This is a genomic window from Nostoc sp. C052, assembly GCF_013393905.1.
GTDB lineage: Bacteria > Cyanobacteriota > Cyanobacteriia > Cyanobacteriales > Nostocaceae > Nostoc.
In genome coordinates, this window is record NZ_CP040272.1 from 6,162,755 (window position 1) to 6,175,946 (window position 13,192).

The following is a 13,192-nucleotide window of genomic DNA, read 5'->3' on the forward strand; positions in this document are numbered from 1 at the left end:
TGTTGCTACAACTCCATTGAAAAGTGATGACTTGTAATATTCATACGCTGCATGAGATAAAACCTATGAGCTGCAAATCGCTGAACACCAGAATCAAGACTCAGGTGTTTACAGTCATGATTTCTGGCATATTCAATTAGCCACTGAAATAACTGTTGACCGTAGCTGTGTGACCGTTTCAACTCATCAACAACTAAATCATCAATATATAAAATTTTTCCCGATGATAAACAACTATAAATCCGAAATCCAGCGACCGCTACAGCTTGATTCTCTGCTTCCAAGAATGCAAGTTTATATCCTTCTTGCATTTGATCTCTAACTTGTTCTACAAGCTTAGTCTGCTCAAGGTGAGGGCGCAACTGGGAAATCACAGCAAAACACCCTAATATGTGAAAGTCCGATTCCGCCAACTGTATTGATATCATTATTATCCTACTAATCTGAGAAAAATGGAATTGATTACATTATTACTAAATACGCTTCATGTAAGGACTAATGACAACAATTTTGGGGTTTCAAGACGCGAGAAATCGCCGTCTCTACAAGTGTTTTGGGCTTGCCTCAGATGTATTAGATTATTACTAATAATTTAATCTTTCGGGGGAAATATAATTTTATTAATACCTTCAGGAGTTGTAATTACTTTCCCTCCCAAAGCTTCGATTTCCCTAATTGCACGTTTTCGAGTCCTCTCATCAATTTGATTATTTAAAACTATTGCCCAGGTAGCAATTTGAGCATATTTACTGTTAGGATTTCGACTCAAAAATTCAGCAGTTCTTTGAGAAGTATTTGCAATCATCTGACTCTCTGCATCTGAAAACTTGCTTGCCCAGTTTGCCGCCGTTGCAAAAGATTTTTGGGCAGCTTTAGCATTTCCCAAAAATAATAACTCATCAACTCCTTTATAACGCCACACGTAATAAGACTTGTCAGGAACCGAAGGAGATAGTGATTTTAAGCCTTTCTCTGATATTGCGATCGCGCGTTCTGGCATGGCAGCATATAATGAAGTACTGACAGAAAGGCTGCGATACGCTTCTAAAAATCGCGGGTCATGTTTTAGGATGATTTCAAAATATTCTGGACTTAAACTGTAACCTGTTTTATCCCGAACTTGATCATCTCCAAAGTATTGTAAAAAATTGAGATATACTAAATCTCCAATGAGGTTATCATAACTAAAACTAGGCATTTGTTGGAGAACTTTCAGACGGAGTTTTTCAGATTTTATTTCTTTTTCTAGAGTTTCTAGAGAGGCAGATTGTTTGTGATTTATTAGTTTTTGCAATTGGGGAAATTGAATCAAGCCAATTCCTAAAATACACGCACAAATTACAAAAGGTATAGTAATAGATTTACGCGATAACAACAACATATTTTTCTTGTTTTCCCAGGCATAAGCAACTTATTGTATATACAGCAATTCTCGTTCACGTGAGGTAGACTTGTAGGGGCAATACCCTGCGGGAAGCCGCTCTGCTCTACATGAATTGCCCCTAAACTTGCAATATAATTTTGTACCACATTTGAGTGGGAACCGCTATAACATGCTTTATGTAAAATTACTCAGTGATAGAGTAATTAGAATAACATCCACTATCAAACAGATCAAAAAACCTTTAATTAGAAGAGTTTAGTACTGATGTAGCGAATAAACAGAGACTTTTTCAAGGTTGTAATGTTTGATCCAAGCTGATACTTTCCTCTTTGGTAACAACTAGAAGTGAACGAGTCTATAGTAATTCTATTTGATTTACTCTCCATCATAGGCTCAGATCCCTTACTTATTTAAGAATTCAGGGATCTTTTTGTTTGTAACTCCTGCATAGATTGCTAGATATTTTCCTAAAGCAAACCTAAAAATAGGTATATCAGCAAGCCCAGTACAAAAGACCAGGTGTTATATTAAAAATTTAACATCTCAGTACATTGCGGTATAATTTTTAGCTACTTGCTAGCAGTATATGGAGCAACAAGTTCTGAAAATTTTAAAGTTTCTCTGCTTTTACTTAGTTTTATTAAGTAAAATTGGTAAAATTTTCAACATCATATAGAATGAGATTTTGTTGAAATTTAAACCTTTTCCCTCTAGAAGATTATGGTAAATACTGTAATTACAGAAAACTTGGAAAGTAACGGACTAGCTGTTAGTGCAAGAAACAGTGATTTTAAAACAATAGTCACTAATCTTAATGCTGACAAAAAGGGACTGGATGTTGACGAAATTATTAATGCTATCAAAACAGTAATCGTTGAAGTGATTGATTTAAAAATCACTACTTGGGTTGCAGAATCATCAGAGCAGTCACAAAATGAGATAACATCGGCCAAACCAGGAAATCGAATATATACTCGGATTAATCTTGTTAATGGGGATATCGAAAATGAAATTGGGAGTCAATTTACTGATAGTGGCCCCTATAAAGAAATTCGAGAATTTCATTTAACTCAAGTTAAAGATAGCCGGGAGATTATTCACAAGAATATAGAAAGCGTGGAAAAATTGTATGGATTTTTGATGGAAATAGTTAAATCTCACAAAAAACCACAACTATAAGCATTATTTCTTAACTACTCATTCAAACTAAAGCATCGACAGCATCCTAGTACCGCAAGGCGGAAGTCAAAATTCAAAAGAATTGTATTCCAAGGTCTTACGCCATTTGAAATTGTCTGCTTATTTACGCCGTGCTGTACTAGTAACATCTTTAGGTTCATTTGCGTATATCTAGCTATCAAGACAAAGCTACAGCCAGATTAGTCAGAACTATAAGAGGATGAAACATTATGTCTAATGAGATTAAAATTAAAGACCGAAATATTATTCAGGCTGACAATCGAAATAGTACTCGATCTGAAGATATTCAAAACAAAGCTAGAGGCTTGTTAAACAATTTTGTATCGTCAGTACAGACATTAGTTTCTGACATTACGGCTTTAGAAGTGAATACGATGGTTGTGGATAGGATTAATGCTTCAAAGTTTAATGCTTGGGAGGCATATCAAGAGATTTATTCTATACATGACCCAGATTATTTTGATGCGAAAGGGATTCCAAAAGAAGGTTCTCAAGCTCAAGAACTGCGTAAGCGCTATAAAAGTCTATTTGACCAACTTGAAAGAGAATATTTTTACCTTCTGCTTGAAGAGGATTCAGGTTTTTATAATCCGCAAGATGATAGAGTAAAACGATATCGTCAGAGGCTTGAATACGCGAAGAAATATCAACAGAACTTTGTTGAAGCCGATGAAAAGAATGTGAAGCTAGCTGAACCAATACTACCTGCTCCAACTCCCGTTCTTGATGATAAAGATGGAAACAACCAAGAAGATTGGATTGAAAATTTTAAAGAAATTCAAAGACTTTTAAATAATGATAGATTTGTTCGGACTCTACGTAAAATGACTGAACTAAAAGCAGCACTTGATAGTAGTAATGTTACAAGTACCAAAATTGATATTATTTATGCTCAAACTGTCATGCAGATAGATGGAGATATTATCACTCGTTATCATAAAGAACTGTTTAGTTTATCTGAAGACGCTAAAAACTTAATCATTAATACACATAATCAAGGAGTAGTTTCTGGTGAAAAACAGTGGCGTGGAACATTTAGTTTTTTGATTAATTTGGTACAAAGTATCGCAAATTTATCTCGATAATGAACGCTGATATAACAAAAATAGATCGCCAAACTGATGTTGCACTCTCTCTTTCTCTACAAGTTCCTCAGGGCGATCGCTTTGAACTTAAGGTTGATCAAGGACAGTGTAGTTTTTACCTAAATGAGAGAGTTGTAGAACAGATTCAGCAAGCGCAAAAAATTGGCATTTCTCTATATATTCCACCAAAGCTGATAATTTCTCTCTGGTATTACGCCTGCTTCAGCAAGAATATTGTAATTGAAAACAAAAAGCAAATTACTGAAAAACAGTTTAATAAAATTTTTTACGTTATTGTGATAGTTAATTTTTTAAAATTATTTTTTAGTAAAACTGCACGTGACAAAATAGCGTTACAGTCTGGAGTCACCTTTAATTCTTACTATCAGCAGCCTCAATCAACTTCAGATACTTATGAAGAAGAAGATATCATTTTACAAAGCACTATTCTTCTTCATGGTGATATATTTAATAAAATTAAGTGGAATTTCATGCAGAATTCCAACTGCTCAATAATTATCTCGGCTCATTATTGGCTGACTGAACAAGTATTAAGTTCCTTTCGGACTAAATTAAATCTGCTAGTTTGGGAGGTAGCTTCGCTGTTTCCTGCTGCGTTAGTAGTCTACAATCTGTATCCAGCAAGTTTGATGCTATCAATATTTGCTTGTATAGGCTTCACGATATTATTTGCAACTACCCGCTATATACTTGTCAGTCAATTGCAAAGACGTACTTCTATCAACTCTAAATTTATAACTTGGTGGGCATGGTCGCTAATTTGTCTTATCCCTAGTGTTTTTATTGGTGCTACTAGCGGCTTTAAAAATGTTAATGCATTATTATTACCACTTTTGTCACTTATCGCTCCAAAACTTGCGGAGTATATTTTAAATTTTACTGGGCCACGAGTTGGGAAATTGCTCATCCGTCGGTTCTTATCATTTTGAGTATATAAATAAATCTTATAATTATTTTTTTACTGTTTCAAAAGTTGCCAACATTGTTGAGCGATCGCCCAATCTTCTTGAGTATGAATAACCAATACCCGTACTGCTGAATCAGGTGTAGCAATATCCTCATCCACAGGCTGCTGTTGATTTTTTTCAAGGTCTATTTTCAGTCCAATAAATCCAAAGGCTTCACAGGCGGCTTGGCGAATTTGCCAAGAGTGTTCACCCACACCTGCTGTAAACACTAAAGCATCTAATCCACCTAAACTAGTAAGCATTGCGCCGATCGCAGAACGCAAGCGATGCACGTAGATATCCCAGGCCAGTTGAGCGCGGGAATTACCTTGAGCGATCGCTTCTCCCACCTCACGCATATCGCTAGATACACCCGAAATTCCCTTTAACCCAGAATCTTTATTTAATACATGATTCAACTCTTCTACAGTGTAATTACAGTACTGTAACAGGTAAATCAGAATCCCCGGATCGACTGAACCAGAACGGCTACCCATCATCAATCCTTCTAGGGGCGTGAATCCCATAGTAGTATCAATACTGCGACCGTTTTTAATTGCCGCTAAAGAGCAACCATTGCCCAGATGGCAGGTAATTAACCGCTCAGATGCGACATCTCCACCGAGAATTTGGACAGCACGTTGAGAACAATATTGGTGACTAATGCCATGAAACCCATAGCGACGAATACCTTGCTCTACCCACTGATATGGTCCAGGATAGATTGCTGCTGCATCGGGTAAAGTGCCATGAAATCCGGTATCAAAGGCTGCTACTTGGGTGACATCTCCTAAGATTTTTTCAATTGCTTCTATACCTTCCAAACCAACTGGATTATGTGCTGGAGCAAGGTTAGATAGACCTGCGATCGCCTTTTTGACATCCTCCGTAATTACCACACTATCTCGATAATCCTCTCCACCATGTACGATCCTATGCCCCACCACATCAATTTCTGACAAGCGATCGATTACCTTGGTAGTATCACGATCGAGTGTATTGAGCATATAGGTGAGGTGCGCTTGTGGAGAATCACCAGAGATTGATTTTTGCAGCGTTCCACCCGTAGCGGTTTTCACCTCAATTTCTGCCACACCCCGATCTTGAATCCAGTTGATTTTCCCTTCCCAAAGGGGTTGGGGTGCTTGGCTGGGGAGAGCTTCATCTGCAATTTCATACAGGCAACTCTTTTGGCTGCTCGATCCGGCATTCAGTACTAATATCTTCATAGTGACAACAGAAAAGGACGATCTCCTTTGATCGTGCCACTAATTCTAGCTTCATGCTTAGTACAGTTTTGCGTAAAAGCGTAGCGTTTTTAATTCAGGGGAACGCATTAACAACGACAAATAGACCATTTGTAGAGACGCGATTCATCGCGTCTTTACCCAACAATGTGTTGCAATCATCAATACCTCTGCCAATCTAGGAGGGTTCAACGCCTGTAGAAACGTTATGAATGCGTCCTAAAGCAGTGAGCTTGGCAAAAATCTGGGTTAATAAAATAGGCTCAGGGATTTCTGGAAGCATTTTTAACATTTCATGGACATATCGAAAGCCGCGATAATAGGCTTTAAGGTCAATAATGCCGGAGCCGGGATTGAGTTGACGGAAATCAGCGAGAAGATGGTGAGATAAATTGACCATGAAGAATGCCAAATTAACAGCATTAGTCACCGTAGTTTGACTCAAGTTCATAAAGTCTTCCAATCCCCAAAATTGCTTGGCATCACGGAAGTTAAACTCGATTTGAAAGCGGAGTCTATAGTAATCTATTATTTTGTCGAATGATAATTCCAAATCGCTAGAAAATAGAATTACATGGCTACAAGCATTAGTTTTAAGGTCGGTTTTGACCAAAATCACTACATTGACAGCCTGAGCAAATTCTTTGTGCAGAAGAGTGGCTTGATAAATATCAGTTTGAACTTCATCCTCAATACCACTTTGACATAAATATTTGTCAGGTATATTATGATAGTCCAGCTTTTCACCGTATTTACGTCGAGAGCGACCCTTGGATTCAGGATGTTGATAAGGGACGTATAACGCTGAATCATGGCTTAACTTGGAAATTATGTGCAAGTTAACTTGATGCGCCATCTGCAAAGCATTGTTGTTAACAAAATGACCATCTAATACCAAGTATGTTAAGGGAATAAAGTTAGCTAATAACTTGAATAGTGAATTAATCATTTTCGGAATTAGCATTAATTCAGATGTGAATATCACTTCCTTTTTATTTTTGTTTTTGCTTCTTTTTGGTCACCCACGCCCACGTTTTTATTTTTTGTTTGGTTTTTCGATTGTCGATGTACTATTTGTTTGATTATCTTTCTTTATTACCTGTTCTATCTGAATCGCAAAGGACTGCCTCTGTTCAACGCTCACTAATGATAATACAAAGAAAGATAATCCTAATATCGGTTTACTGACTAGGCTTGAAAAGAACCTATCTAATCCATAAGTCTGTTTACCTGATTTGCTGACTATAACTTCATCTCCTGCCAGCAAATATACTTCATTCTTTTGCCACAAATGTTTACGGAAAAACAGCCAAAACAACGTCGCCCAAGGTATTACTGTCCCAAAGAATCTCAATATTGTTCGATAACTACCACCAATCCCTGCCCAACGAGACATTCAAGGGCATAGTGACTCGGCCGCTCATTGCTAACATTGCCAGAATTATCTGGTTCATTCGGCGCATTGTCGTAGCGTTGATCTGTGGTAGCAAGCATTGCAGGAGTGATAAGGGGATAGACATTTCCGACCTCAGCGTTGTCCATCTGCGGAATGTTCCCCCTAGTCCAGCCAACTACGCCCAACGCAGTGGTCGCGCCGGCAGAAGTGGACAGGAAGCTTTAGTAATTACTTATGCCTCCATTGGTAGCGGTCACGACCAATATTTCTTTAAACGTCAAAGTCAAATGGTTGCTGGTGTCGTCGCCCCACCCAAATTGCGGCTAATGCGAGATTTATGTCTTTTCTCCTCAACTGGTTTGAGCTATCTTTCTACTGTTCTAGTGCTGGGAGGCTTTCCATACTTTGACCAATACTTAAAGCCTTCTGCCTTTTCCTTGATTTTTATCAGTTTCTTTAACTCCCAATCTAAGCCTTCTCCCCGAAATTCCTGACTTTCTAACCTTGATATTTCTACTTCTAATTCTTTTTTGGCGAATTCGTAAGCTTGAGTCTCAATCTTCTCGGCGACCTGAGTGCGAGTCATGCGATCGCTTCCTTTATTTCCTTGTTTATAAATTTTGAGACTCAAGTTATACCAGTATTCACTTTTTCGCACCTGTCCTTTGTCTGCTCTAGGAACTTCCGCTAAAGCAGCCATACCTTTTTCTTCCCAAGACTTAATCAAACGTCTAACGGTTCGTTCAGATTTACCAAGCTTTTTGGCTGCTTCTTCCAACCTTTTGCCGTAAGTTAGGCGATCGCAGGGTTCACGTAGATTGCGAATTATCTCCAGATTGAGTCTTTGCTCACCTGAGAGTCTGAGTTTTGAGTCCTCTAAAAATCTCTGGTCTAAAAACTCAACTGATTTGTCTTCTTCTACAGAGTTATCATTCTCACTCAATGGCTCAACTTCCATTGAAAAGTCGAGTGTGTCTGTATACTCGTCATCCTATAGGAAGCTGTCTTCAGCTTCTAGTAGTCTGTCCCAAAAGTTTTGAGAGGTTAGTGATGTTCAGATCCCCGACTTCTGCGAAGTCGGGGATCTAGTAGCCCCACAAAATTAATGGGACAGACCACTAGTTCAAACTGGTCATCTACATCTAAAGGACTCATAGATGTGATTTTTTATTGATTATTTGGGTACATTTATACTACCATGAAGCTACGAAGAATTGACACTTAATTCTTCGCTAAATTAAGAATTGTCATATAATTAGTCGAAAAATTTAAAAAAGGACTCTTAATTTGTCGGCGAAGCCTGAATTAGCTTTTTATGGGTTTAATTCCTGAAAGCCTTGATATGTAAGGATTCGTAGTTAATAAAATCTTTTGACAAATAATTTGTCGCTCTACAGATGTCGAATAACTAATTATTTGTGAAACAGATGTCGAATAACTAATTATTTGTGAAACTAGATAAAGAGGCAAAGGATTTGTCCTCTAAACGAACATAGTGATACATATTCCCGATTGCCTACTTGTTTGTATTTGCTGACAGATTACTAGTAGAGTCTTCCAGACTAACTAGGGCGGTTATTCACACCGGAAGTTTTTGGGATAGTTTGTCAAAATTAAAGATAACTGGAGGTTCAAAATATGAAATTTTCAATCCAATCACTTTACACTTGGTACCGCGATGTGCTTCGTAACCCCAAGTACCGTTGGTGGGTAATTTTAGGAACGTTGGTCTATTTGGTTAGCCCATTTGATGTTCTCCCAGATTTTATACCGGTTGTGGGACAAATTGATGATGTTTTCCTTTTGACTTTGCTAGTTTCTGAGGTGTCTGGGCTAGTAATTGAGGGCTGGAAAACTCGTAAGGGTGAGGTGGGGACTGAAGTACCTAATAGTACTGAGGGTTCTACCTCCAGTGCAAGCACTATTGATGTTGATGCTGTTTCGGTTAAGTAGTTTTAATAAAACCCCTGCTTTTGGAATTTGAGGTAGGGGATATTTTTTTTAACGCAGAGGGGCGCGGAGGATAAGAGGAGAGGTTAGAGGTTGTTGGCTACGCGTTTGATGCCTTCTTTGAGGTGGAGGACGTTAAAGTTGAGGAGAAGACCTAGTTTGCAGTTTGCTAGTTTGAGATAGGTTAGGAGTTGGACGGAGTGAATCGGGTGGAAGGATTCTACAGATTTAATCTCTACAATTATTTGGTTTTCGACCATCAAATCTAATCGATAAACGCATTCCAATTGCACATCTTGGTAAATCAAAGGTAATGGAATTTGTTTACCAACAGTCAACCCGGCCTTCTTCAACTTATAATCCAAACACTCCTCATAAGCCGACTCCAACAAACCAGGCCCCAAAGCAGTATGCACCCTCATCGCACACCCAATAATCACCCCACTCAACTCATTCTCTGCGAACCTCTGCGCTTCCCTTTGCGCCCCTCTGCGTTTAAAAATCTTTCACAAATTCCGTCAAGAACCTGAAAGCCTTCAAAATATAACTAGCACAATCTCTAGGAGAAGTATTGTAAAACGATCGCCACGCACTCGCCTTATCTTCATCATAGCGATCGCTGCGTTGACTATGATTCTCTAACCACGCTAATCGCACTGCATGGCCAATTAACACATCCAACACGATATATTCTTCAATTTGCAGCTTAGGATTATTGGCAGCGATCGCTCCTAATTCGATTAATGCTTCAATATTAACTTGGCGATATTCTGGAGCTTCGATTTTATTCAGCAAATGCTCAACCAAGAGAGCAAAATTTCTTTCACCGGCTGTCATTTCCGACAACATTATCTCACTATCTAAACGATTGCGCCGCTCTAATTTATCTCCAATAACTAAACCCTTGCAATGTTGCATTAATAGCCAAACTTGCTTAAAAAATTCTTTTGGTACGCGCCCTGTCGCACCCTCGGCTTGGCGAAACCGTCGCCAACCTCCCGGCGGAACTTCTATCCCTTCGGCGATTCCCGGTAGCACTACCCAAGCAATATCACTTTCTTTTTGCTTGACGTGCAGTGATTCTTGCTGACGTAACAGGTTACTCATGCCAGTATATCCAGTTAATACCTGACGCAAGCGCACTTTAACTTCAAAGGGTGAAAGTTGCATTAAGTGATCGTAAGCTTCATCTTGAGTGACATGCAATTCCCGCGCTAGTTCGCTGGTGATCAATAAGATAAGATAGCCAACTCTCAGCGTTAATAGTCCCTGAAATAGTTCGGGTTCTGAGCGAATTAAGATACCAACATAGATTAAAATCTCTTGAGTGAGGACGCGATCGCGGATATCCTCACGACAAAAATGATTAATTTTATCGGCAATTTCATCGTGGGACATGGGTACAGTAATCAATGACGTTTCACTGTAAGCTTTACCCACAGCAATTTGCTTACCCCTTACCAAAATACTCGTTACTGCATCTGATAGGCTGATATCAACCATTTGCCGTAACCCCGCAGCCCGACGTACTACTGCCCAAATGCCTAAATCTCCAGCTTTGGTGTAAACTTCATCTAGTAAATCGCCTACGGTGACAGGATATCCTGGCCCACCATACCCCGTATCAAATTGCATTCCCTGTAAGCGAGTTAATGTTTGCAATAACTCAATTTGTTCGTAAATATTCTCTGATGAGCGCAAGCAAGAAAGCAATAATCCGAAGTTAGTTTCATACTCCATTTGAAATTCTTGGGTATGTCCTAAGCGCCAGTTTTTCTCAGGATGATATGCTAGATAATAGCAACGTGGGCTAGCATTTTTGACTGGCGATCGCGCAAATTCTGCATTGGGAAGAAAATCAATTCTTTGGATTCCGGCTGTTAGCATTAGCTGATTTAGCCGCCCTAATTTCACCCGCACGCCGTTACAAACACCATCTTTCAGTTCTTGCATCAGTTCTAGTAACGCTTCCGAACCAACTTCTAACATGGTATGCGTCAACATTAAAGTCAAACTAGGACGCCCTAAATCACTCCAATATTTTTGAATGTAAGCTAGTTCGCTTCTAATTTGGTCTAGCAGAAAATGGTAATCAAGGGTTAAATAAAACTGTTGAGAATCTGAAAATGAAGGTAAAAAGACAATTGTTTCACCACTAATCCGAAAAATTCTAGATGTTGTTAAACTCCGCAGCCGCCGCACTGGCCGCCCTGTTAAACCAAGTTTGTTGTTACGTCCAATTTGGGTATAAATAGCTGAAAATTCTCCAGCTTTTCTCACTTGAATCGGTTCTACTTGGGTAGGCGTTTGTGCTTCAATTCCGTGAACTTCTAATTTCTTCTGTAAATCTTCATCTTCTGCTAATAAAGCAATTTGTACTAATGATTCTCGCTGTTTACCAACACACAAATGTCTTCCCAAAGGATCGATATCACCAACTGCGAGTAACCCTTCACTCAACATTTCACCGAGAAAATATAAACTCTGTGCCCACACCAAGGGAATATTTTCATTAGGTAAACGTGGTTGCGTTTGGGGTGCTAACTTTTCAGCTTCTATATTTTCGGCGGGAACATAATAAAGTTCTGGCAATAAACGCAAACCATTTTGTTCTATAAGTAATAATTCTAAAAGATTTTGGTATTTTTTAACTTGTTCTTGTTCGCCGCGAAATAATCCATCTAGAACTAAATAAGTGAAAAATAACGGCCATTCGCATTCGATATGCTCAAATTGCTTGAGTTCTAATGGTTCGTAGTGCAAGCGCTGATGATCTTCTAAAACGGTTTGGTGTCCATCACGCAGAAAGCGTTTGCAGCCGTATTTACCTGCGAGTTTATTGATGATATCGTTTAAAGTGCGATCGCGTAACTCTAAATCTTCCACTGCAAAGGCAGGATAACTAATAATACTTAACAGCGCCGCATCAATTTCTTTGGAACCAGATTCCCTCGGTAATAAGGATTCTAGAGTAATCCGGGCGCGGGCGATTTCATCTGGCAGCACATGAATAACTGATGCTTGACTACCACGCACACCAAACAAATCCAGTCCGTTGATAGCTTCTAAAGCAGCTTTTGCCATACCTACGGAACTGGCATTTAACTCCGCACTACCACGATTAATTTTATTACCACGTTCCCAAATGCCGTAATCTGGAGTGCGGTAAGCTCGTCCAATGTAGTAAACTAAATTTTGGACGAAATTCACTTCATCAATGGTATAAATTATTGGCAATCCTGCTGCCGTCATTTGTGCCAACATCAATAAAAATATAGATGTGGCATCAAGTTGCAAATGTCCCCATTCATCATCACCAACAACAATGTCACCAGTTGCGGTATTATATTTGGCGTGCAGTCCATCTAGTAGCGACTGAGTATGTTTAAATGTCTCTACTTTATGAGCCTGTCGCATCATTGCAAATAGCAACCCGCGCATTAGTTTGATGACACTGTGTTCTAATTCATAGGTGCGTCCTTTGTCGTCGTCAATCTTGCGGTATGCAAGTCCTAAACCCCAAACTGCCAAAATGCTGTAAACGTTGTCTCGCACCCAGGCATCTGTATAATCGCCGTGGGCTGTAATCGCTGTACTTGCGGGTAGCAAACCAGTAATCGGATTTTGCCGAGTCAGGATGATCGTTTTGATTTGCTGGTAGTAATAGTCTAGGCGAGTTAGCAATTTGGTAGATGTTTTCATGGTTTGGTTCAGAACAACTTGCAAAATTCGACCCTGTGACTGTGAACTGAATTACCTAAACCAAGTCAGAACAAGCTCTGTAATGGTTGATGGGACAACAGCGGAGGGTAGTAAGTTTATTATTATCTCCTGTTAATAGGCTTCTGGGTACTTAATTTTAGTGATTCCGAACTAAAATATGATACTTATTCAAACTCCTTTTGATGTTTGTAGTATTTTATACTTAAAATGCGATTTTTTAAGGCATAATGAATTCTTTT

The 13,192-nt window shown here is 39.0% G+C and carries 10 protein-coding genes and 1 pseudogene; 4 read left to right on the forward strand and 7 right to left on the reverse strand.

Annotated features, from left to right (window positions below):
- Window positions 1–5 precede the first annotated feature (5 nt).
- Both FD723_RS25445 and FD723_RS25450 read right to left on the reverse strand, forming a co-directional pair.
- Window positions 6–428, reverse strand: coding sequence for a GNAT family N-acetyltransferase (locus FD723_RS25445; protein ID WP_179067844.1), 423 nt, complete (start codon window positions 426–428; stop codon window positions 6–8).
- A 164-nt stretch (window positions 429–592) separates the two neighbouring features.
- On the reverse strand, window positions 593–1,381 hold the full coding sequence (locus tag FD723_RS25450; protein WP_179067845.1) for a hypothetical protein: 789 nt from the start codon (window positions 1,379–1,381) through the stop codon (window positions 593–595).
- A gap of 723 nt (window positions 1,382–2,104) precedes the next feature.
- Here FD723_RS25450 and FD723_RS25455 point away from each other — a divergent pair.
- The 3 genes from FD723_RS25455 (at window position 2,105) to FD723_RS25465 (ending at window position 4,619) form a co-directional block, all read left to right on the forward strand.
- The gene (locus FD723_RS25455; protein WP_179067846.1) at window positions 2,105–2,563 is read left to right on the forward strand and encodes a hypothetical protein; all 459 of its coding nucleotides are present in this window, start codon (window positions 2,105–2,107) and stop codon (window positions 2,561–2,563) included.
- 230 nt (window positions 2,564–2,793) lie between these two features.
- Entirely contained in the window at window positions 2,794–3,669 is an 876-nt protein-coding gene (locus FD723_RS25460; RefSeq protein WP_179067847.1) for a hypothetical protein, read from the forward strand.
- A complete protein-coding gene (locus tag FD723_RS25465) occupies window positions 3,669–4,619 on the forward strand; it encodes a hypothetical protein (RefSeq protein ID WP_179067848.1) in 951 nt (316 codons plus the stop codon). Before FD723_RS25460 ends, FD723_RS25465 begins: the two co-directional genes overlap by 1 nt.
- 29 nt (window positions 4,620–4,648) lie before the next feature.
- Here FD723_RS25465 and FD723_RS25470 read toward each other — a convergent pair whose 3' ends face one another.
- The 3 genes and pseudogenes from FD723_RS25470 to FD723_RS42215 form a co-directional block, all read right to left on the reverse strand.
- Window positions 4,649–5,866: an acetate kinase gene (locus FD723_RS25470; RefSeq protein ID WP_179067849.1), complete on the reverse strand. Its 1,218-nt coding sequence runs from the start codon at window positions 5,864–5,866 to the stop codon at window positions 4,649–4,651.
- A 196-nt stretch (window positions 5,867–6,062) separates the two neighbouring features.
- Window positions 6,063–7,404 (reverse strand): annotated as a pseudogene (locus tag FD723_RS25475) (transposase).
- Between the two features lie 240 nt (window positions 7,405–7,644).
- A complete protein-coding gene (locus tag FD723_RS42215; RefSeq protein ID WP_218651757.1) occupies window positions 7,645–8,238 on the reverse strand; it encodes a helix-turn-helix domain-containing protein in 594 nt (197 codons plus the stop codon).
- Between the two features lie 680 nt (window positions 8,239–8,918).
- On the opposite strand from FD723_RS42215, the gene FD723_RS25485 reads away from it, so the two are divergent.
- Window positions 8,919–9,233 (forward strand): YkvA family protein, encoded by a 315-nt coding sequence (locus tag FD723_RS25485; protein WP_179067850.1) that lies wholly within the window; start codon window positions 8,919–8,921, stop codon window positions 9,231–9,233.
- Between the two features lie 83 nt (window positions 9,234–9,316).
- Here FD723_RS25485 and FD723_RS25490 read toward each other — a convergent pair whose 3' ends face one another.
- Window positions 9,317–9,652 carry a GxxExxY protein gene (locus FD723_RS25490; RefSeq protein WP_179067851.1) on the reverse strand — a complete coding sequence of 112 codons (336 nt, stop codon included), beginning with the start codon at window positions 9,650–9,652 and terminating at the stop codon, window positions 9,317–9,319.
- Between the two features lie 73 nt (window positions 9,653–9,725).
- On the reverse strand, window positions 9,726–12,932 hold the full coding sequence (locus FD723_RS25495) for a glycoside hydrolase family 15 protein (protein WP_179067852.1): 3,207 nt from the start codon (window positions 12,930–12,932) through the stop codon (window positions 9,726–9,728).
- Between the last annotated feature and the right edge of the window lie 260 nt (window positions 12,933–13,192).

Bases quoted from the DNA above. Each gene is read 5' to 3' on its own strand.
- FD723_RS25445 (WP_179067844.1), bottom strand. From the start codon at position 428: ATGATATCAATACAGTTGGCGGAATCGGACTTTCACATATTAGGGTGT.
- FD723_RS25450 (WP_179067845.1), bottom strand. From the start codon at position 1,381: ATGTTGTTGTTATCGCGTAAATCTATTACTATACCTTTTGTAATTTGT.
- FD723_RS25455 (WP_179067846.1), top strand. From the start codon at position 2,105: ATGGTAAATACTGTAATTACAGAAAACTTGGAAAGTAACGGACTAGCT.
- FD723_RS25460 (WP_179067847.1), top strand. From the start codon at position 2,794: ATGTCTAATGAGATTAAAATTAAAGACCGAAATATTATTCAGGCTGAC.
- FD723_RS25465 (WP_179067848.1), top strand. From the start codon at position 3,669: ATGAACGCTGATATAACAAAAATAGATCGCCAAACTGATGTTGCACTC.
- FD723_RS25470 (WP_179067849.1), bottom strand. From the start codon at position 5,866: ATGAAGATATTAGTACTGAATGCCGGATCGAGCAGCCAAAAGAGTTGC.
- FD723_RS42215 (WP_218651757.1), bottom strand. From the start codon at position 8,238: ATGGAAGTTGAGCCATTGAGTGAGAATGATAACTCTGTAGAAGAAGAC.
- FD723_RS25485 (WP_179067850.1), top strand. From the start codon at position 8,919: ATGAAATTTTCAATCCAATCACTTTACACTTGGTACCGCGATGTGCTT.
- FD723_RS25490 (WP_179067851.1), bottom strand. From the start codon at position 9,652: ATGAGGGTGCATACTGCTTTGGGGCCTGGTTTGTTGGAGTCGGCTTAT.
- FD723_RS25495 (WP_179067852.1), bottom strand. From the start codon at position 12,932: ATGAAAACATCTACCAAATTGCTAACTCGCCTAGACTATTACTACCAG.